2 protein-coding genes (1 of these 2 running past the window's edge) are annotated in these 22,971 nt (G+C 68.7%); both read right to left on the bottom strand.

The genetic code is table 11. From position 1 onward, the window contains the following. Positions 1–135 precede the first annotated feature (135 nt). Positions 136–16,431, bottom strand: a complete 16,296-nt coding sequence (locus AC1PLS_RS10850; protein WP_481103663.1) for an amino acid adenylation domain-containing protein — start codon at positions 16,429–16,431, stop codon at positions 136–138. Continuing rightward, positions 16,421–22,971, bottom strand: the end of a protein-coding gene (locus AC1PLS_RS10845) for an amino acid adenylation domain-containing protein (protein ID WP_481103662.1). It continues 12,187 nt past the right edge of the window; the window shows 6,551 of its 18,738 coding nt (coding positions 12,188–18,738); the start codon falls outside the window, past its right edge; its stop codon occupies positions 16,421–16,423. The genes AC1PLS_RS10850 and AC1PLS_RS10845 overlap by 11 nt, the downstream gene beginning before the upstream one ends.

The following is a 22,971-nucleotide window of genomic DNA, read 5'->3' as shown; positions in this document are numbered from 1 at the left end:
CTGTGACATCCATCCCCCTTTCATTATGGAACGGTGCTTCCTTCACTCCCCGAGCATGAAGGATGCGTCGTGCATGTGGCAAGGGTGTGCATCGCGTGTGCACGCCCGACAAATTCCAGGCAACGGCGTGACGATTCAGCCGTAGCGCTCCCAGAATCCCGGCACCGCGGTTTGCGATGGCGACAGCGCCGCCGGCGCGTCGTCGATGGGTGCTATACGCCGTGCGGTGTCCAGCGGCGGCAGCGCCACCCTGCGGAACACCGGCGGATCCAGCGGCATGCGCGCAGTGTTGCCCTCGGCCGGCGCGACCTCCACCAGCACGTGCGCGTTCGTGCCGCCGTCGGCGAACGCGTTGATCGCCGCCATGCGCGGTGCGTCGTCCCATGCCCGCGCCTGACGCGTGAAACGGAACGGCGATTGGGCGAAGTCGTAGTGCTCCATCGCCTCCTGCGCCGACAGGAACGGCACCCGTTCGCCGTGATGCAACATCAACACCACCTTGATCAGGCTGGCTATCCCCTCCGCGCACAACGGGTGCCCGATGTTCGGCTTCATTGATCCCAGCTCACACCACCCCTCGCCCTCCGGACGGTACACCGACTCGATCGCCCGCAGCTCCAGCAGGTCCGTCACCTCCGATCCCGAGCCGTTCACCTCCACGTGGCTCACCTGCCCCGCCGACAGGCCCGAGCGCTCCAGTGCATGGCGCATCACCGCCTTCTGCGCCTGCACGTTCGGCGCCGTCGGACCCGCCGTGCGTCCGTCGTTGTTCACCGCCACCGCGCGGATCAGCCCGTAGATCCGGTCACCGTCCGCCCGCGCCTGCGCCTGCGTCTTCACCACCACCATCCCCACCCCTTCGCCCAGGATCGCCCCCTGCGCGCGGCGGTCGAACAGGTGGAAATGGCCGCGCTGCAGAATCCCCCGCCGCTCGAACATCCGCAGGGCCTCAGGCCCGCCCAGCAGGCTCACCCCGCCCACCAGCGCCGCGGTGATCTCGCCTGCGTGCAACGCCTGCGACGCCATCTGCAACGCCACCAGCGCCGACGAGCACGCCGTATCCACCACCAGGCTCGGACCGCGCAGGTCGAAAAACCGCGACACGTTCGACGCCAGGTAGTTCTGTCCCGTCGCCAGGATCGGGTTCGGCGCCTCCGCCAACCGCGCCGCGTCCGCCTGCACCTGCCCCCGCGCCCCCAGGTACACCCCCGTCGCCGTGCCCTTCAACTGCGCCGCCTCGTAGCCGGCGTGGTGCCACGCCTTCACGCTCTCCTCCAGCACCATCAGCCCCTGCCGGTCCATCGCCCGCGCATCCGCCAGCGACAGGTGGAAATACTCCGGGTCGAAATGCTCCACGTCCCCCAGCAGCCCCGCCCAATCGTCCTCCCGCGCCTGCGACCAGCGCGAGCTCGGCACCGGCGCGATCGCGCTGCGACCCTCCCGCAGCAACCGCCAGTAACCGTCCAGATCCTCCGCGCCGGCGAATCGGCACGCCATCCCCACCACCGCCAGCAGCGCCGACCGATCGGCCGACCGATCGGCCGACGGCTCGACCGAGGCCACGGCCGGCACCTCGACTGGCACCTGCACCTGCACCTCGACCGACGTCGCCGACAGCGCCGCCCCGTGATGCGACACCAGCCACCCCGCGAACGCTTCGATCGTCGTGTGCTCGAACAGCAGCGACGGATCCAGCCTTGCGCCGACCCGACTGCCTATCGTCGCCATCGCCTGCATCAGCAACACCGAATCCACCCCGTAATCGGTCAGCGGTACGTCGATATCGAGGCGCCGCACGTCCATCTGCAACTGTTCGGCGAACAGCTCGCGCAACCAGTCGCGCACGTGCGTGGAGGCGTACTCGGTGGAAGATGCGCTTTTCGCCGCTTTCTTGTCGTGGCCGCTTCGCGTGCCCGGCGCGGGCTCGGGCTGCGGACGGGACATCAAGATGTCCGCGTCGAACCGCGCATCGTCCACCCGCAACGGCGCGACGACGCCACGCACGTCTGCCGCGATCAGGCGATCGAGCATCGCCAGCCCCTGCGCATCGTCGTGACTGAGCAGGCCCAGCTCGCCGTACGCGCGGCTGCGCACTTCGCCCATCCCGCTTTCCTTCCAACTGCCCCACTGCACGCTCAGCAACGGCACCCCTGCCACCTCGCCATCCTCCGCCACCGCGTCCATGTACGCGTTCGCCATCGCGTAATCCAACTGCCCCGCCGCCAGCGCCGGGGCGAGCGCGCTGATCGAGGAGAACGCCACGACGAATCGCGCTCCCCGATGGTCGCGCAGGCACCGCAGCAGCGTATCCACGCCGCCCACCTTGGGCGCGAACACCGCGTCGAGGATCTTCTGCTGCTTATGAATGAAGGCGGGGGTCTCGGCATCGGCGAACCCGGCGCAGTGCACCACGCCCCCAATGGGGCCCATCGCGGCGCACAGTCGATGCATCGCTTTGCCCAACGCTGCGGCATCCGAGAGGTCGACCGTTTCCACCGCGACCTCCGCGCCAAGCGCCTCCAGCCGCCGGATCGCGCGAATTTTCCGACCGATCGCGGTCGGCGCCGAGGCGTGCGATTCCCAGTCGGACCGATCCGGGAACGCTTCGCGTCCGGTAAGCACCAGCCGCCGGACGCCATGGGCACGCACGAAGTGTTCCGCGCAGGCGTAGCCGATCCCACGCACGCCACCGGTGATCCACAGCGCGTGCCCTGGCGACCAGTCCAATGGCGCCGGCGCGCCGACCTCTATGTCCGCGAGGCGCGCGACATGGCGCGCGCCATCCAGGTAGCACACGTCCATGTCCGCACCGGCATCGGCGAGCTCGCGCACGCAATGTTCGATCCATGTCCGTTCCCCTTCCCCGTCGCCGCGTCGCAGCGTGACGTGGGAAGCCTGGATACGGCGGTACTCGCCCGACAGCGTGCGATAAAGCCCCGCAGGCAGGGTGCCGCCACGCGGCACGGCGGTGTGGCCCTTGACTAGCGTGACGCCGAGCGCGCGGCCACCCGGCGCCATGCGTGCCACCATCCACGCCTGCACGCAGGCGATCCATTCCGTGCCGGAACGCGGCGTGGCGTCGGCGACGAGGTGCACCAGGCACTCGAAGTCACCCCATCGCATGTCGGCGACGGATACCTCGCGCACTCGGACCACCTCGGCCCGCCCGAGACTTGCCGCGAGCGCGGTCGCATCGTCGACGGCGCCCTCTTCGGCGAGAACGACGATGCGACCGTCCCGCACGTCGTTCGCCGACGACGGCGCGGGAACCCAATGCCTCCGCAGCACTCGCCACATTCCGTCCGCCGGCGACGCCGCACGCGGCTGATCGAGTCCGATCTCGCGGGCGCCGATCCAGTAACGTTCCTTCGCGAAGGGGTAGCCTGGCAGGCCCATCCGCCGCGGCGGAATGTCCGTGCCGGCGTAAAGGCCCTCCCAGTCCACCGTCAGCCCCTTGACCCAGTATCCGAGCAAGGCATCGAACTTTCGCTTGCCGATCCATGCCGCCACCATGTCCCGCACATCGTGGTCGGCCACGAACGCCGCCAGGGCGCCCTTGCCCCGCCTGACCTCGTCGCGGTGGACGCCCGGTACGGTTTCCGCGCCGGCCGCACAGGCATGCAGACGGTCGCGCAGCATGGCCATGTCGTCGGCAACGAACGCGAGCCGGAACGCCATCGCTTCGCGTCCCACCTGGAGCGTGTACGCCACATCGGCGAGGACCTCGTCTTCGAGGTCGCGGACGGCCTCGCACAACCGCACCACGCACAGGTCGAGCGCCTCGGCGGTGTGCGCCGATAGCACGATCGCGAACGGACCGCGCGCGGTCGAACGGGCGACGTCGGCGACGTATTCCTCGACGATCAGGTGTGCGTTCGATCCGCCCGCACCGAACGAGGAAATGCCGGCACGGCGGGGGGACTCGACGCCCGCCTCATCGACCTGGCGGGGCCATGGCGCGCGCGCGTGCTGCACGACGAACGGCGTCGTCGCGAAATCAATGAATGGATTGAGGCTTTCCGAGTGGAGGCTGGGCACCCGTTCGCCGTGCCGCATCTGCAGCAGCACCTTCGCCAACGCAGCCATGCCGGCGGCGCTTTCGGCGTGGCCGATGTTGGATTTCACCGAGCCGATGGCGCAGAAGCCCACGTCCTGGGTCTGCGCGCGGAATGCCTGGGTGAGTCCAGTGATTTCAATGGGATCCCCTAGGGAAGTACCGGTGCCGTGCGCCTCGACGTAGCCGATCGAGCGCGCGGGCACGCCGCTGGATGCCAGCAAGCCGGCGATCAGACGGGCCTGCTGGACCGGATTGGGTACCGCGTAACCGTTTGTTTTGCCGCCGTGGTTCACGGCGCTGCCGCGTATCACGCCGAGAATGCGGTCGCGGTCGGCGATCGCCCCCGACAGCCGCTTCAGCACGACGGCACCCACGCCCTCGCTGGGCACGTAGCCGTCGCCCCCTTCGCCGAAGCTGCGGCAGCGCCCGTCGCTGGAAAGAAAGCGCCCCTGAGCGAGCATCAGGTACTTGTTCGGATGCACCGTGACATTGACGCCGCCGGCCAGGGCCATGTTGCAGTGTCCCTGACGCAGGCTGTCGCAGGCGAGGTGGATGGCGGTGAGCGAAGAAGAGCACATCGTGTCCACCGCGAGGCTCGGTCCGTGCAGGTCGAGGAAGTACGACACGCGGTTGGCGATGGACGACGGGCTGCCGCTCAGAGCCAGCCCTTGCCCAAGCGCCTGCGCTTGCGCGCCATAGAGCTGGTATTCCTCGTACATCACGCCGACGAACACTCCGACGGCGCTTTCGCCATCCCCGGCCGGGTCGCGCAGGGTGTGACGCGCGTACCCGGCATCTTCCACCGCGTGGTAGGCGCACTGCAGGAACAGGCGCTCCTGCGGGTCCATGACCTTCGCCTCGACCGGCGAGATGCGGAAGAACAGCGGATCGAACTCGTCCACACCATCGAGGAAGCCGCCCCAGCGACCGTACGTCTTGCCGATCGATCCCCGCTCGTCGTCGAGATAGCGGAAGTGGTCCCAGCGTTCCGCCGGAACCTCGTCGACAGTGTCGCGTCCTTCGCGCAGGTTGTGCCAGAAGGCATCGAGGTCGTCGGCGCCTGGATAACGGCCGCTCATGCCGATGATCGCGATGTCGTCGCGGACGACAGGGAGCGGGCGCATATCCCCGACCGCTGCGGGTGTCGCGGCTTCGATGCGCTGCGCCTCCGTCGCCAGGACCACGGAGTGCAGTGCTGCCACGGCGCGCGAGGCGGATGGCGATGATCCCAACAAGTCGATCAGTTGCGACCGGTGGGCGGTCGCCAGGTGGCGTGCCAATGAGGCCAGCGTCTGGTGTTCGAAAAACAGCGTCTTGGACAGCGAGCCAAAGCGACGCTCGAGCGCCGCGGTCAGGTCGAGGGCGAGGATCGAGTCCAGGCCATAGCGTTCGAAAGGAGCGTCGGCCTCGATCCGCTCGGGCGGCAACCGCAGGGTGTCGGACAACACCTCCTTTACATAGGTGAGCACGTCGCGCTCGAATGCGCGCTCGTCGGTCACGCGTCGGGGAGACGGTTCGGTCGATGGCGCTACCGGTTCGGCAGGTTCCGACGATACGCGCGCCCTCTCGGCCGCGTCATTGTCGAGCCGCAATACGTGGACGCGCGCGTGATGCGTCGACAGCGCGGCGTAGAACGCCTCGATGCCGTCCTTCGCAGCCAGCGGCACGCGGCCCTCGGCGCGTTGTATGCGTTTCACTGCGTCGGGCACGCGCATGCCGCCATCGGCCCATAACGGCCATCCGATGGAAAGTGTCCGACCATGACGTTCACCACGGTTCACGCGCTCGTGTCGCCACGTTGCGTAGGCGTCGAGGCCGGCGTTCGCCGCGGCGTAATCGGCCTGCCCCACGTTGCCGTAAAGCCCGCTGGTGGATGAGAAGAACACGAAGAGGTCCAGCGGCATGTCGCCCAGGGCCTCGTCGAGGTGAACCGCCGCAGCCAGCTTCGCGCCCATGACGGCGGCGTGGTCGCCACGCGTTTTCTTTGCGAGGAATTCGTCGCGGATCACGCCCGCCGCATGGATCACGCCGTCGACGCGACCGTGCCGCTGAAGCACCTTGGCGACGAGTTCCGCGGTCGCTGCGCGGTCGGTGAGATCCGCGCGGAAATACTCAACCTTGCCCCCACGCTCGCGCCAGACCGCCAGCGCTGCCTCGTCCACGATGGAGCGGCCTACCAGCAGTACGCGCGCGGAGGGCTGGCGTAGCAGAATCTCGTTCGCGAATATCCTGCCGAGCCCGCCCATACCCCCTGCGATGACATAGACACCGTCCGGCTTCCAGGGCGCGGTGCCCGATGGTGTGTCCAGCACGGCGACATGTTCCACGCGACGAACGCCCCCCTCATGCCGCACGATGTCGTGACGATCCGCGGCATCCCGCTCGAGCAGGGCTACGGCCGCCTCGGGAGACAGGTCCGGTTCCATCTGTACGACCTGCCCGCGCAGCAGCGGCTGTTCCAAGTGCGCCGTGCGAAGCAAGCCGGCAAGTCCGCCGGCCATCGCGTCGTCGACCGGCGCGACGACCTGCACCAGCGTCGGAGCGTCGATACCCGCGCGAAAGATGCCCTGCAGGTAGTCGGTCACTCGCCAAGCGAGGTCCTCGTATCGTTCGGCGACGCGCGTGCCGTCCGGATTCAGCCAGGCGCATGCGACGCCTTCATGCGTCAGCGCGCGTTCCGTGGCGTCCGCGCCGGATGGCCGCGCGGGCCACAGTACATGGCGGCGCTCGTCCGAAGGCGACGAGGTATCGGCATCGGCCTCTCGCCATGCGAACCCCAGGTAGGTGGTGGTGGCCGGTTGCGTCGCCGGTCGCGCGCTCAGCCGGTCAAGTACCACGCAGACGTTGCCGGCGTCGTCACAGATGCGTACCTGCAAGGTCGGAAGTTCGGGCGTGTTTCCCGGCGCCTCGCGCAGCAAGGCGTAGGCGAACTCGCCGGGTTCGCGGTGGATCGATACGCTTTCCAGGGCGTAAGGCACCCATGCGTGGCCGGCCGTTCGGGCGTCGGACCACAGCGCGACGGAGGCATGCAAGGCGCCGTCCAGCAGCGAGGGATGCAAGCGCCACGACGAGGCGCCTTCACGTGCTTCCTCGGGCAACGCGAGACGGGCAAGCACGCAACGCGCACCGCTCTCGTCCACGCCTGTCGCCGCCCACGCCAGGGCACGCAGCGCGGGACCGTAATCCAGTCCCGCCGACGCGAGCCGCCGATATGCCTCGGTGCCGTCGATCCGTGCGCCGGTGGAGGCTTCGATCGCCAGCAGATCCACGGCGGCGGGCGACGCGCCGTTCGTCCAGCGTCCCGTGCCGCGCGCGTGTATCTGTCGAACTCCCTGTCCGGAGATTCCGTACAGGTCGAAGCCGACGTCTTCGTCGGTTACCCTGGTCAGATCGAGCCGCAAGGTGGCTGGCGTATCGAGCACGGCCAGCGGCTGCACCCACGCCACGTGCTTCAGGCACCATGCCATGCCGCGCGACGGTGGCGCGCCGCCGCCGTCGCGCAACGCGGCGAGCGCCATCTCCAGATAAGCCACGCCGGGAAACACCGGCGTGCCATGCACGCGATGATCGCGGAGAAAGAACTCTCTCCCACTGAACGTGGCGGCATAGCGCTGTCCGTCCACGTCGGACTCTTTGGCGTGCAGCAACGGGTGGGCCTGCGTCTCCCTTGCGGCGGTCACGCCCTCCGGTTGCGTGGCTTCGATCCAGTAATGCTCGCGGGCGAAGGGATAGGTTGGCAACGCCATGCGCCGGGGCGCGGAGGTACCGAACAACGTCGGCCAGGTCAATGCATATCCCTGGCAGAACAGGTCGGCCAGCGCGTGCAATGCCTCGTCCGCGTCTTCGCGCGGCGGCGGCACCATGGCAGCCAATGTGCCAAGCAACTGGCGGCCCAGCGTCGACACCGCCTTCTGGCCCACGAATTCGTGGGGTACCACGCCACGGAAGACGCGCGGCGCGCGTTCCCCTTTGGCGGCGCGTTCGAGCAGACCGATCGCATGGTCCGCATCCTGCGCGACCACCACGCAGCGGTGGGCGAACGGTTGCCGCCCGCACAGCAGCGTGTAGCCCAACGAACGCACTGCCGCCGCGCTCCACGTGCGTTCCCGCAGAGTCCTCGCCAGGGCCGCCAAGCGCTCGCGCAGTGCCTCCTCGCTTTTCGCCGACACCGCCAGCAGCCAGTAGGCCGGACCGCCCTCGTCCGCCAACGCCGGCGCCTCGTATTCGCGTACCAGCATGTGCGCGTTCGTGCCGCTCATCCCAAACGCGCTCACCGCCGCCACCCGCGGCGTCGCCGATACCCACTCCCGCCGTTCGCGATTGACCTCGAACGCGCTGCGCGACCAGTCGATGTAATCGCTGCGCTCCTCGCAATACAGGCTCGGCGGGATCGTCCGCTGCGTCAGCGCCTGCACCGCGCACACCAGGTTCACCAGACCCGCCGCCGCGAACGTGTGGCCCACCGCGCCCTTTACCGAGGTCAGTGCGCAGAACCCCGTCGCCGGCGTTTTCGCTCCGAACACCTCGTCCAGCGCATTGATCTCCACCGGGTCGCCCAGCCGCGTGCCCGTGCCGTGCGTCACCACGTAACCGATCTGGTGCGGATCGACCTTCGCCCGTGCCTGCACCTCGCCGATCAGTTCGGCCTGCGCCGCCCCATTCGGCGCCGTGATGCCGTTGGTCCGGCCGTCGTAGTTGATCCCGCTGCCCACGATCACCGCGTGGATCGGGTCGCCATCGGCCTGCGCCCGCGACAACCGCTTGAGTACCACCGCCACCACCGCCTCGCCCGGCACCAGGCCGTTCGCCCGCCGGTCGAACGCGCGGCAGCGGCCATCCTCGGACAGCATCCCCGCCTGGCTCATGCCCCACCACGCGTGCGGGGTCAGCATCAGGTTCACCGCCGCGGCGATCGCCGTGTCGCAATCGCCCGCGCGCAGGCTCTGGCACGCCTGGTGCGCCGCCACGAGGCCCGACGAGCACGACGTGTTGATCGCCATCGCCGGCCCGCGCAGGTTGAGGAAATACGACAGGCGCGACGCGAGGATCGCATCGTGATTGCTCGTCAGCGTGCCCTGGCTTCCCGCGATCTGCTGGTATTCGCCCTGCTCCACGCCGACGAACACGCCGATCTTCTGCGTGGCCGCGAGGGATTCGCCGACAGCCGCGTTCTCTAGTGCGTTCCATGCTTCCTGCATGAGCAGGCGCTGCCGCGGGTCCATGCCCAGCGCCTCGCGCGGCGAGATGTCGAAGAACAGCGGATCGAACTCCGCCACGCCGGGTAACGCGCCGAGCCACTTACCGAGGATGGCCCGGTTCGCGTACGGCTCCCGCCAGTCGAACCGCTCCAGGGGGATCTCCTCGATGGCACTGCGCCCCTCGACGAGCAGGCTCCAGAAGGCTCCGATGTCGCGTGCCTGCGGAAAGCGTCCGCTCATGCCGATGATCGCGATGGGCTCGGCGACGTCTTCCACCAGTTCGCGCAGAAGAACGGGCTTCGCGTCGACGTTAGCCGTCGAGGTGGCGATGGGTACCGTGTCTGCGCGCGACGCGGTGTCCGGGCGATAGAACGCGTTCATGCGTGGCGCATGCACGGCCAGGAGATGGGTGGCGATCTTATCGATCGTCGAATACGTGAAGAACAACGCGGGCGTGAAGGCGATGCCGAAATGGCGACCCAAGTGGCGCGACCACTGTGCCAGGGTGATGGAATCAAAACCGAAGTCGGTGATGTTGTCGTGCAGCGTGACCTTGTCGTCGGCGAGCCTGAGCAGTTCCGCCACCTGCCGCCTGAGATCGTCGTGCAGCGATTCCTTCACAGTCAGGCCGTGCCACGACGGATCTTCACTCGGGAGCGTGAGGACCGGGGCGCGCATTTTAGCGGCAGGCATGTCGCGCAAGCCCAGTGTTCGCTCGATACGCGACCGGTCACCCGCCATTACCACATAATGCGCGGAAGGATCGGCCAGGCAACGCTCGAGGATGTCGAGCCCCTCGTTCGCCTCGAGCGCATGCAATCCGCTTGATCGTAGGTACGTGCGCCGGCCGTCCTCGTCACCGCCGCGCATGCCCTCGGCCCAGGCAGGCCAGTCGATCGCCACGCGGCGTATGCCGTCGGCGGACGACATGCGGTCGGCCCACGCCATCTGGAAGCGGTTGCCGATGGCGTAGTCGCCGCCGCCAAAGTCGCCCAGCACGGCGGACGTCGAACTGAAGTAACAGATGAACGCCGGCGCGTGCTTGCGCAGCACCGCGTCGAGCACCTCGGTGCCACGCATCTTCGGCGCCAGCACCCGCGCGAACGCCTGCGCCGTTTTCTCCAGGATCGAGCCCTCGCCGATCACGCCCGCCACGTGGAATACGCCGTCGATCGAACCGAAACGTTCGACCGCCGTCGCTGCGCAGGCGTGCATCGCCACCTCGTCGGTGACGTCTGCCGCCACGTAAATCAAGCGGTCTTCGCTGCCTTCGAGCAGGCCCGCCCGCTGCGCGTCGGCCAGCACGCGCCGGCCGCTGAGCACCACCCGTGCCGCGTGGCGTTCGATGAGGTAACGCGCCACCCGCGCGCCCAACCCACCTGCGCCGCCCGTGATCCAGTACACCCCTCCCTGGCGGATGACCGACGGACCGGTCGGCAGCGACCGTTCCTCGATCCGTAGCTCGTACCGTCCGTCACGCCCGTGGCGCACGCTGCGCAGCGTCGCCGTGCCCAGTTCCGCACGCACCCGCCCGACCCACGACCGGACCGACGCCTCGTCCCCGAGGTGTCCTTCATTCAACAGCACCCCTAGCGAACGCTCCGGTGCCAGCACCCGAAGGGAACGCTCCAGGCCGATCCACGACTCGGCATGTGCCTGCGAGCGCGCGTCGTCGTACGCCACGCACAGCAAAAGCTGATCGCATGTAATGCCGGCGGCGGCGAATGCCTGGGCGAAACGCAGCGCGTTCATCGTGGCGACCTCGTCCGCGGCCCGCGACATCCCCCCCGCATACACGATCGCATTGAACGCACCATGCCGCGTGGCAGCCTCGACGAGCGCGCGCCGCCAGCCGTCCGCGTCGGTATCGCCCAGGCCGATCACGACCACGCCGTCATCGGCGTCGTGTGTTCGCCAGGCCTGCGTGCAGAGGTTGGTCAGCGAAGCGTCGGGTGCCACCAGCAGCACGCGACGAACGACCGTCGACACCGGTGTCGCATCGACAGGAATCCAGGCCTCGCGCGCCGTCACGATGTCCACCGCCGCGTCGGTCGTCACGGCGAGCGACGCGGGCGGCGTCGCGCCGCCGATCCAGTAATCCTGCCGATCGAAAGGATACGTGGGCAACGATATGCGTCGAGGCGGCCGCTCGCGATGGAGTCGCTTCCAGTCGAATGCCACGCCGCTCACCCACGCTTCGGGCAAGAGCCTCGTCGCACCGCCACCCAGCCACGCATCCAGCGCCCGCCCGGCACGTTCTTCGCTCGCCGCCTTCGTTCCGTTCCCTTGCTCCGGGTCGCCGAGGTACACGCCGTCGACCGCCGTTTCGCCGGCGATGTGGCGCTGCAACCTGTCGCGTGCCTCGTCGAGGGAGGTCGCAACCACGGCCAGGCGATACCTCATCTCTTCGCGACCGTTCTGCAGGGTGAATGCGATGCGGTCCAGTGTCGCCTGGCCGTTCGCGTCTTCGTCGATACCGTCCAAAAACGAAAGCATCGCCCGCGCATACGCATCCCGCTGCGGTTCGCCGCGCGCGGAAAGGGGCAGCAATCGTGGCGCCGCGTCGGCGGGTTGCGCCGCATCGGGCGGCTCGATCCATTCCTCGAAGATCGCGTGCGCATTGGTACCGCCGATGCCGAACGAGCTCAATGCCGCGCGACGCGGCGTGGTCCCCGCCGGCCAGTCGGCCAGTCGGTCGACCACGTGGAACGGCGAGCCCGCCAGATCGATACGCACATTGGCCGCCTTGAAGTGGAGGGTCGGCGGGATGCGCGCGTGAACGAGGCTCAGTATGACCTTCAGGCAGCCGGCGAGCCCGGCGGCCGTGTCCAGATGGCCCATATTGCTCTTGATCGAACCGAGCCCGCAGAAGCCCACGCGGTCAGTATGCCGCCGGTACGCCTCGCACAGAGCGCCGAACTCGACGGGATCGCCCAGCGGCGTGCCGGTGCCGTGGGCCTCGACATAACCGATGCTTTCCACATCAATGCCCGTTGTGCGCAGCAGCGAGTCGATGACCGCCGCCTGTCCCGCCGCCCCTGGCGCATAGAAACCCGCCTTGTCCGCGCCGTCGTTGTTCAGCGCGATACCACGCAGCAACGCGTAGATGTGATCGCCGTCGGCGATCGCCTCGTCGGCGCGCTTGAGCAGGAGCACGGCAACACCCTCCCCGGACACCATCCCGTCGGCGTCGCGGTCGAATGCCTTGAGATGGCCATCGCTGGAGAAATGCAGCCCCGGTTGATGCAGGTAACCCAGCGGCGCGTAAGGCAGGATCGTGGCGGCGCCGACCAGGGCGCGCGTCGATTCGCCGCTGACGATGCTGCGATAGGCGCACGACAGCGCGGTGAGCGACGATGAGCAGTTCGAATGCACGAAGAGACTGGGTCCCGTAAGCCCCAGCTTGTGCGACACCAGGGTGGGCAATGTGCCCGGCTGGGCCCATATCCAGCTTACGTATTCATCCGAGCGCTCCAGTACCGCCTTCGCCTGCGTGAACGCGGCCGCGTGGTAGAAGGTCGAACTGGCCGACATGAACACGGCGGTATCGGAGATGTCCGACGCACGATAACCGGCATCCTCGACCGCGCGCCACGCGTGCTCCAGAAGGTGTCGCGCCTGCGGATCCATGAGTTCCGCGTCGCGTGCCGTTACGCGAAAGAATGCGGCATCGAACGATGCCTTGCCCTCGATGGTGGCACGGGCGCCGACGTAGCCGGGATCGGCCAGCAGATCGTCGGGCACGCCGGCGTGCCGCGCCTGGGCCGGCGACAGGAATTCGATGGTCTCCCGTCCATTGCGCAGGTTGTCCCATAGCGCCGCGATGTCTTCGGCGCCAGGCACGTGCGCGGACGCGCCGATGATGGCGACGCAGTCGGCGTAGGACGGTACGGACGGCGACCGTTTGGTCGCCGTATCCACGGGCACTGTGGCGGGTTCGTCGCTCGTTCTGACCACCTGGCGAAGCCAGGCAGCCATGCTCCGTAACGTTGGATGACGGAAGAGGTCGGTGACGCGAAACGACGGGGCGAGCGACTCCGCCACCCGGCGCGCCACGGCGACCGCGAGTATGGAATCGCCACCGGCATCGAAGAAGCCGGTGCGTGGATCGATGTCGGCACGACCAAGGACGTCTTCCCATATGCGCGAAAGTTGGGTTTCCAGATCGCCGGACGGTGCGCCGCCGGCATGCCCGGATGCCCGCGTGGTCGCGCCATCCATGAGCGCGCGTCGATCAAGCTTGCCGTTGGGGGTGAGCGGCAGACGATCCCAGGCTTCGATCATTGTCGGCACCAGGTGGTCTGGCAAGACCTCACGCAGGGCGGCGCGCATCCTTTGCGCATCGAGCATGACGCCATGGGGAGCACGTACGCAGGCGACAAGGTTCCTGCGTCCGTCACGTTCGCGGACCACCACCGCGCATTCACGCGCCCACGGGGTGGCGAGCACGGCCGATTCGATCTCGCCCGGCTCGATGCGCACGCCGCGGATCTTCACCTGGTGATCGATCCGCCCGAGGTACTCGATCCGCCCGTCCTCATCGCGACGGGCGAGGTCGCCGGTGCGGTAGAGGCGTGCCCCGGGGGCTGCGCCGAAGGGATCGGGCACGAAGGCCGCTGCCGTCAGGGCGGCGCGGTGCCGGTACCCTCGTGCGAGACCGATGCCGCCCAGGTAAAGCTCACCCGTGGCGCCCGGCGCGACCGGGCGCAACCGCTCGTCGAGGATGTGCGTCTGCGTGTTCCAGATCGGCGCACCGATCGGCACGCAGGGCGACGCATGGTCGGCGCGGCACTCGAAAGACGTGACGTCGATCGCCGCTTCCGTGGGGCCGTACAGGTTGTGCAGGCGGATGTCCGGGTAAGCATCGAAGCATCGTGTCACCAGCGACGAGGTCAGTGCCTCGCCGCTGCAGATCACGTGACGCAGCGACGGGCATCCCCTGCCGTCCGGGGACTGGGCCAGGAACGCTTCGAGCATCGACGGGACGAAATGCAGCACGGTGATCGCCCGCTCGCGGATCGTCTCGCGCAAGTAGTGCGCGTCGCGATGGCCGTCTGGGCGGGCCAGTACCAGGGTGGCGCCCCTCATCAGCGGCCAGAGGAATTCCCACACCGATACATCGAACGTGTAAGGGGTCTTCTGAAGCACGCGATCGTCCGCGCCGATGCGGTAGGTCTCCTGCATCCAGAGCAGCCGGTTCAGCAGCGCCGCGTGCGAAGTTTCCACGCCTTTGGGCTTGCCGGTCGAGCCGGAGGTGTAAATGACGTACGCCAGGTCAGCCACCGACGCACGCGGTAGCGGATCGGACGAGGGTCGCGTGCCAAAGGCGTTGGGCTCAACCAGGCATAACGGGGTCGAGCCCGCGGCACCGGCCAGCGCGAGCTCCATCGATGGCGCCGTCGCCACGATGGTGACGCGGGCGTCCGCGATCAGTTCGCGCAAGCGCGCTTCCGGTGCACTCACGTCGAGGGGGAGATAGGCCGCACCGGCCTTCAGCGTCCCCACCAGGGCGACGGCAAGCTCCAGCGAACGTTCGAAGAAGAGACCCACGACCGCGCCGGGACCCACGCCCCGGGCGATCAGTTCGTGCGCGAAACGGTTGGCGCGCTCGTTGAGCCCGGCATACGACATCGACATGTCGCCCAGCGATGCCGCGACGGCCCCCGGCGTCTGGCGGACCTGTTCCTCGAAGAACTCGTGTACTAGGCGCCGCGTGTCGATCGGTACGTCGGGACCCGACGCGACGTTCACGACGTCGTCGTCGGTAAGCGCGCGGTCCGGATCGTCCGTGATCTGCCCGGCGAGCGCGACGAGGTCGCGGCCCAGGCGTTCGATGGTGGCAGCACGGAACACGTCCGCGGCATATTCCCAGCGGACGGCCAGCCCGCCTTCGTGCTCGAAGAATTCGAGCGACAGGTCGAATTTCGCGCCGTGACGGCCGATCGCAACGGGGGACAACGTCACATCGGGGAAAGCCGGCAGCGTCGCTTCGGCCTGCTGCAGCACGACCATCGCCTGGAACAGCGATGACCGCGCGAGGTCTCCCTGCACGTGGGTTTCCGCCACTACGCGTTCGAAGGGAACGTCCTGGTTCGCGTACGCATCGAGCGCCGTTTGCCGGACCGCCCGCAGGAGTTCCCGGAACGTCGGCACCCCGTCCAGGCGCGTGCGCAGCAGCACGGTATTGGCGAAATAACCCACCAGGTCTTCTGTCTGCCGCGCGGTGCGGCTGGCGACCGGCGTGCCGACGGTCACCTCGCGCTGCCCGCTCCAGCGGGACAGCACTCGTTGCACCATCGCGACCAGCAACATGAACAGCGTGGCGCCTTCGGCGCGCGCGAGTTCGCGCAGGCCCGCGGCGACCGTGGGCGACAGCGCGGTGAACAACTGTTCGCCCGCGAAACCAGACTGTTCGGGACGAGGGTTGTCCGCGGGCAGCGGCGTACGGGGTAGCCCGGCGAGCCGGGCTTTCCAGAATGCCAGTTGGTCGGCCGTCGACGCATCGCCCAACCGTGCACGCTGCCATAGCGCGAAGTCGGCGTACTGGATATCGAGGTCGGACAACTCGGGCGGTTCGTTCGCGATGGCGGCACGGTAGAACGCAGCGAGGTCCCTCATCAGCACCGCGACGGAGTGGGTGTCGCAGATGATGTGATGAAGAGTGATCGACAACGACCATGCGAGAGCCGACCGACGGAACAACGTGATCCGCCATGCGTGGTCGCGTGCGAGATCGAACGGCTTGGCAGCCTCGTCTTCCATGGCCTTCCGCAAGGCCTCTTGGCCTTTCGGGGCGTCGACCACCCGAAGCGTCGGCGCAATAACGGCCGGGTCCACCATCTGTATCGGACGCCCGTTGTGCATGTCGAAGCGCGTGCGCAGGGTTTCGTGGCGCATGGCGAGTTCGGCCACTGCCACAGACAGCGCGCGAGGATCCAGCGGTCCATCGATTCGGAATGCCAGAGGCACGTGGTAGGCGGGGCTGTCCGGATTCAGTTCGGCTAGAAACCACAGCGATTCCTGACCAAAGGAAAGCGGGCCGCTGGCATGGGACGGATAACGGCGGGGAATGCGTTGCGGATCGCGGTCGCGTCCGAGCAGCAACGCCACCAGTTCGGCGCGCGTGGCGTCCAGCGATGCCAAGGGCGCCGACGCGCTCCCTTTATTATGCTTCATGCAGTGATTGCCTCAGCCGGTTCAGTTCGCTGGCGACTTCCTCGTCGGACATGGCGAGTACCCGGGCAAGGACGGCGGCCGATGCCGGGTCGTGGACATCTTCCGTTTCCCGGGCCTCGTCGCGCAGGGCGCCGATTCGCTCGCACCAGTGGCCCAGCACGGGGGCGTCGAAAAGGCTCTGCAAAGGCACGTCGATGGCCAGCCGCTCGCGCACGCGCGCGAGCATCCGCATGGCGGACAACGAATGGCCGCCCAGGCTGAAAAAGTTGTCGCCCATGCCCACGCGATCGACGCGGAGGATCTCCGCCCATAACGCCGCCAGCCATCGCTCGTCGAGATTGCGCGGCGCTACGTACGCGTGCAGGTTCTGGTTGAAATCTGGCGCGGGCAAAGCCTTGTAATCGACCTTGCCGTTGGGCGTGAGCGGCAACGCATCGAGCCGGACGAGCGCCGAGGGAATCATGTATTCGGGCAGCACGCCGGCCAGCGCGGCACGCAGGACTTCCGTATCCACGACATGGTCCTGCTCCTCCCGCGTGACGATGTACGCCGTAATGTAGCGCTCGCCGTCGTCGCTTGTGAAGGTCGAAGCGGCCGCCTGCGCGATGCCGTCGATGCCGCGCAGGGCCGCCTCGATCTCGCCGAGTTCGATGCGGAAGCCGCGCAGCTTCACCTGGGCGTCGATGCGGCCCAGGTACTGCACGCGGCCGTCGACCAGGTATCGCACCAGGTCGCCGGTGCGATACATCCGCGTGCCCGCCGGGCCGAACGGATCGGGCACGAAGCGTTCCGCGCTCAGTCCCGGACGCCCCAGGTAGCCCTGCGCCAGGCCGTCGCCGGCGATGTACAGCTCGCCGCGCAAGCCCCGGGCGACCGGCGCCAACGCCGCGTCCAGCACGTACAGCCGCGTGTTCGCGATCGGCCGGCCGATGCTCACCGCACGGTTCCCATCCAGCGCCTCCACCGTCGACCACACCGTCGTCTCGGTCGGGCCAAACAAGTTCCACACCGGCCCGCCCAGCGCGCACAGCGCGTCTTTCAGCTGCTCCCCTAGCGCCTCGCCCCCGCACAGCACACGCATCCCTGTCCGGTTGCGCCACCCCGACTGCAGCAGCATCTGCCAGGTCGCCGGCGTTGCCTGCATCGCCGACGCCTCGCTCGACGCGATCAGCGCGCCCAACCGCTGCGCGTCCCGCGCCTGCGCCGAGGTCGCGATCACGCTGCATCCGCCCACCATTAGCGGCAGGTACAGCTCCAGCCCGGCGATGTCGAAGCTGTACGTCGTCACCGCCAGCAGCCGTTCGCCCTCGCACAGCCCCGGTTCCCGCGCCATCGACTGCAGGAACTGGCCCAGCGCGCCGTGGCCGATCATCACGCCCTTGGGCTGTCCCGTACTGCCGGAGGTATAGATCACATACGCCAGGTCGTCCGCGCGCGTCTCCGGCGCCGCCGGCACCTCGCCTTCGTGCACCGGCCACGGCGCGTCCAGCGCCAGGGCCGGCACCTCGCCCAGCCATGCCTGCGCCGCCGCCTGCTCGCGCGACTGCGTCAGCACACAGGCCACCGCGCTGTCGCGCACCATGTACCCCAACCGCGCCGCCGGGTACTCCGGCGCCAACGGCACGTACGCCGCCCCCGCCTTCCATACCCCCAGCAGCGCCACCACCAGGTCCACCGAGCGCTCCATCCACACGCCCACCCGCGCCCCCCGGCCGATACCGCCAGCCCGCAGGTACGCCCCCAGCGCATCGCTGCGCGCCACCAGTTGCGCGTAGTCCAGCGTTTCGCCCTCGCACGCCACCGCCGTCGCCTCCGGTCGCCGCGCTGCCTGCGCGTCGATCAGCGCATGCACCCCGCCGTTCGCGTACGCCACCGCCGTCGCGTTCCACCTGCCCAGCAGCCGCTCCCGCTCGGCCGCGTCCATCAGCGGCACCGCCCCCAGCGGTCGATCCGGATCGGCCACCAGACCCGCCAGCACCTGCCGGTAATGGCCCAGCAGGTCCTCCATCCCCGCCGCGTCGTACAGCCGCTCGTCGTACTTCACCTTCAGCACGTACGCCCCGGCCACCTCCACCACCTCCAGCACGATCTCGTATTCGCCTTCCTGGTGCACCTGCCCCATGAACGAGCCGCCCAGCACCGCCGCCAGCCGGTCGGCCACGTCCGCGTGACGCAGCACCGTGGCGTTCTGGAACTCGAACGCGGCCTGGAACACCGGCGTGCGACCCGGCGTCCGTGTCGCCCCCAACTCGCGCAGCAGCCGCGCGAACGGGTACGCCGCGTGATCCAGCGCGTCCACCAGCCGCTCCTGCACCCCCGCCAGCCATGCCGCCACCGGCCGCCCCGCCACCGGCCGGCTGCGCAACGCCACCATGTTGACGAAATACCCCACCAGCCCGGCGAAGCGCTCGTCCCATCGGCCTCGCGTGGACACCCCCACCACCACCTCGTCCTGCCCGGCCGTGCGCGAGAGCAGCCACTCATACGCCCCCAGGAACAGCGCCGCCGCGTTCACCCCCTGCGCCGCGCAAAACGCGCGCAACCGCTCGCCCTGCGCCGCCGGTACCGTCGCCTGCACCGTGCGCCCGCACACCGGCCCCGACACCGGCCGCGGCCGGTCCGTCGGCAACTCCAGCACCGGCAGCGGACCGGCCAGCACCTCACGCCAGTACGCCCGGTCCGCCGCCGCCGACCCGCCGGCCAGGTACGCCCGCTCGGCCCGCACCACCTCCGCGTCTGTCGCCGGCAACGCCGGCGGCGTCCACCGCCGACCCGCCCGATGTGCTTCGTAGGCCTCCAACCAACGCTCCAGCAACAACGGCACCGACGCCCCGTCGAACACCAGGTGATGGATCACCAGCAGCAACCGCTCGCCCTCGGCCGACCCGGTCAGCCAGTACAGCGTCGCCAGCGGGCCCTGCGCCAGATCGATCGGCGCCTTCGCATAACCGCGCATCGCCGCGTCCAGCGCCTCGGCCGACCAGCCCCGTGCATCCACCACGACCGGCGCCGCTACCGCCTCGCCCGGCCGCCAGCGCGGCTCGCCCTCCACCACGGCCACCACCGCGCCCAGCCGCGGCGTCGAGGCCACCACCGCCGCCCATGACGCCGACAGCGCCTCCCCGTCCACCGCGCCCGCCAAACGGATCGCCAGCGGCACGTTGTACGCCGACGATGCCGGCTGCAGTTGCTGGTGTGTCCACAGGCCAAGCTGGCCTTCCGTCAGCGCGACGTCGTCCGGTACCGATGCGTATTCGGCAGCTGCCGCCTCGTCGGGCTCCATGCTGGCGACAGGACGGGAAGCGATGCGGTCCCGCACCAACGTCGCCAGTCGGCGAAGCGTGCGTGCGGTCAGCAGGTCGCGCCCCATGAGGCGGATGCCGAAGGCGTCATTCAACTCGCGCAGCAGGCGCATGCCCACGATCGAATCCACGCCGTATGTATGCCAAGGCCCGTCCCACGGCAGTTCGTCCGGGGTCAGGCCGAGCAAGCGGTGCAAGAAGCGTTCGATCGTCCCGGCGACGTCGGTGGTTGCCGGCGTGCCGTCGGCGCGCCCGTCGGGCATTGCGTCAGTGATCCAGCAACGCCGGCGTTCGAATGGATACGTGGGCAGGGCCAGGCGCCGGAACGGGCCGGTGCCGCGCGAGGCCGACCAGTCCACCGGCCGGTGCCGCACCCAGGCCCAGGCCAGACGCTCGGCCGCGTCGCCCTCGCCCGGCGCCGCGTCCGTCGACGATGCCGTTTGCCGATCGCCCTCGTGCCGCCCCGTCGCGCCGTCGTCGGCCGACGCCAGGTAACGGCGCAACATCCCCACCAGTCCCGTCACGTCGCTCGCCACCATCGCCAGCCGCCAGTCCATCGCTTCGCGATGCTCCTGCAGCGTGTACGCCAGGTCGACCAGGTCGGTCCCCGCATCGGTCTGCAGCCAGTCGGCCAGCCGCGCCGCCACCGCACGCCGTCCCGACGCGGTGCGGCCGGACAGCACGATCACCTGTGGGCCTGGTGCCCCCTCGCGACGCGGCGGCGCCACCGACGCCACCGCGCGGTATTCCTCCACCAGCAGGCTCGCGTTGGAGCCGCCGGCACCGAACGAATTGATCAGGGCAAGGCGCGGCATCTCGCGCCCTTGCCGGCGCGTGCGCGTCCACGACTCGCGATGCCGCTGCAGATGCAGCCCCGTGTCCTCCAGTGACAGGTTCGGATTCGGCGGCTCGCTGCCGATCGTCGGCACCCGTTCGCCGTGCCTGAGCTGCAACAGCACCTTCGCCAGTTGCGAGAAACCCGAGGCCGCCTCCGCGTGACCCATGTTCGACTTCACCGATCCGATCGCACAGGGCTGGCCTTCCATGGCCCGGGCGATGGATGCGACCTCAACGACGTCGCCCAGTGCCGAGCCGCTCGCCGCCGCCTCCACGTAGCCGACCTCGCCGGGCGCCACCGCCGCGTGCCGCATCGCCTCGCGCATGACCTCCACCTGCGCATGCAGGTTGGGAACGCTGTAGGCCTGCATGCCGCCGGCATGATTGACGGCCGAGCCGCGAACGACACCCCAGATGGCGTCGCCGTCGCGTTCGGCCGTCCGCAAGGGCTTCAACAGTACCGCGCCCACGGTTTCCGCCGGCAGGTAGCCGTCGCCATCGCCAAAAGCACGCCGCTCCGCGCGGCTGCCCAGCAATTGCGACTGGCTCAACGCCACGAACTTGTGCCCATCGAGCGACAGGTTCACCGCGCCGGCGATGGCCATCGCCACGTCGCCACGGCGCAGGTCGGCGCAGGCCTGGTGCAGCGCCACCGCGAACGACGAGCACATCGTGTCTACCGCCACGCTCGGCCCGTTCAAACCGAAGTAATGCGACACCCGGTTGGCCACGGCGCTTTGCAGCGACTGCGATACCGCGCCGGCTTCCTGGCGCAATCCGTCGTAGCGGTTGTACATCGAACCGACATAGACGCCCACCTTGCCGCCGAACCGCGCGGCAAGGCCATCACGCGTATATCCACATCCCTCGAGCAGATTCCAGACGGTTTCCAGGAACAGGCGCTGCTGCGGATCGGTCAGCTCCGCCTCGCGCGGCGACATGCCGAAAAACAACGGATCGAACGCATCCACACCCTCGATGAAGCCACCCCACTTGCCGTAGGTCTTGCCAGGCTCACCTTTGCGCGGATCGAAATACCGCGCGACGTCCCAGCGTTCGGCCGGTACCTCCTCTACGCAGTCGGCACCCGCGCGCAGTTTTTCCCAGAATTCTTCAACGTTCGCCGCCTGCGGGAAGCGGCCTTCAAGGCCAACGATGACGATACGGCTGCCGGGATCGGATCCTTCCTCGACCGGCGCACGCGCGGCCGCTGGCGCGAAGCCGCTCGCCCGAGGAACGGCGAGGGAAGGCTCCGGTACATCTTCCCGGACAACCCAGCGATGCAGCGCGTCGGAGTGGGTCTCGACGAAGTAGGTATGCAAAGCGTCCAGGGTCGGATATTCGAAGAACAGCGTCTTCGGCAAGGGGCCAAAGATTTTTTCCAGTTCCGCGGTCAACTGCATGACAAGGATGGAGTCGACGCCATAGCGCGAGAACGGCGCTCGTGCGTCGATCTGCGCGGGCGCGATCTTGAGTTGGGTGGCCACCGCCTCTCGCAACCGATCCACGGCCGGGTGCCGCGACGCGTCGCGAGAGGTCATCGCGACAGGTGGCGGAAGCGCCGTGGTCACGAGCGCGGCGGGGGACGTCGACGCATCCAGCCCTTGTCTGCGGCGCACGTGCACGTGCGCCGCATCGCAAGCGAGAGCCGCGCGGAATGCCGCCAGGCCATCCGGGGTTGTCAAGGCGAGCCGTCCGCTCGCGCGCAGCATTTCGCCGACCAGCGGCGGCAGGCGCATGCCACCCTCTTCCCACTGAGGCCAACCGATAGATACGGTGCGACCATGACGCTCACCCCTGCTCACGCGCGCCTGCCGGTCCGCCGCATAGGCGTCGAGGAATCCGTTCGCCGCCGCGTAATCACCCTGACCGACGTTGCCGGACGTGCCGCTCACCGAGGAAAACATCACGAAAAAGTCGAGCGCCCGTGCTCCGATTGCCCGATCCAGCTGGACGACGCCATGCACCTTGGCCCGAAGCACGGCAAGATAATCGTCCCTGCTCTTCGCCAGCAGGAACCCATCCCGCAGCACGCCGGCTGCGTGAATCACACCGTCCAGCGCGCCATGTGACCGTTCGATCTCGTTTACCAGCCGCGTGACGTCGTCCGGATCCGCACAATCGGCCCGATGGTGATCGACGATATGCCCCGCGTTCGTCCATGCGAGCAACTGGGCCGCGGTTTCGCCATCGGGTTCGCCGCGTGCGGCCAGTATCACGTGCGCGCGCGGAGCATGGTCGAGAATGTCGCGGGCGAACAGCATCCCGAGGCGGCCGAGTCCGCCCGTGACGAGGTACACCCCCCCGGCCTTGTAGGGCGACGCGCCGGTCAGCGCTGGCAATTCCGCCAGCGACGCGCTTTCTCGCGACGCGCCCCGGTATCGGATCTCCTCGTCGGAAG

The organism is Xanthomonas sp. NCPPB 3218, from assembly GCF_056725185.1.
The sequence above is the reverse complement of the archived record's forward strand: the minus strand, read 5'-3'. Positions and strand labels throughout refer to the sequence as shown.

Excerpts from the sequence above, each read along its gene's own strand:
- AC1PLS_RS10850 (WP_481103663.1), bottom strand. The coding sequence starts at position 16,431 with ATGAAGCATAATAAAGGGAGCGCGTCGGCGCCCTTGGCATCGCTGGAC.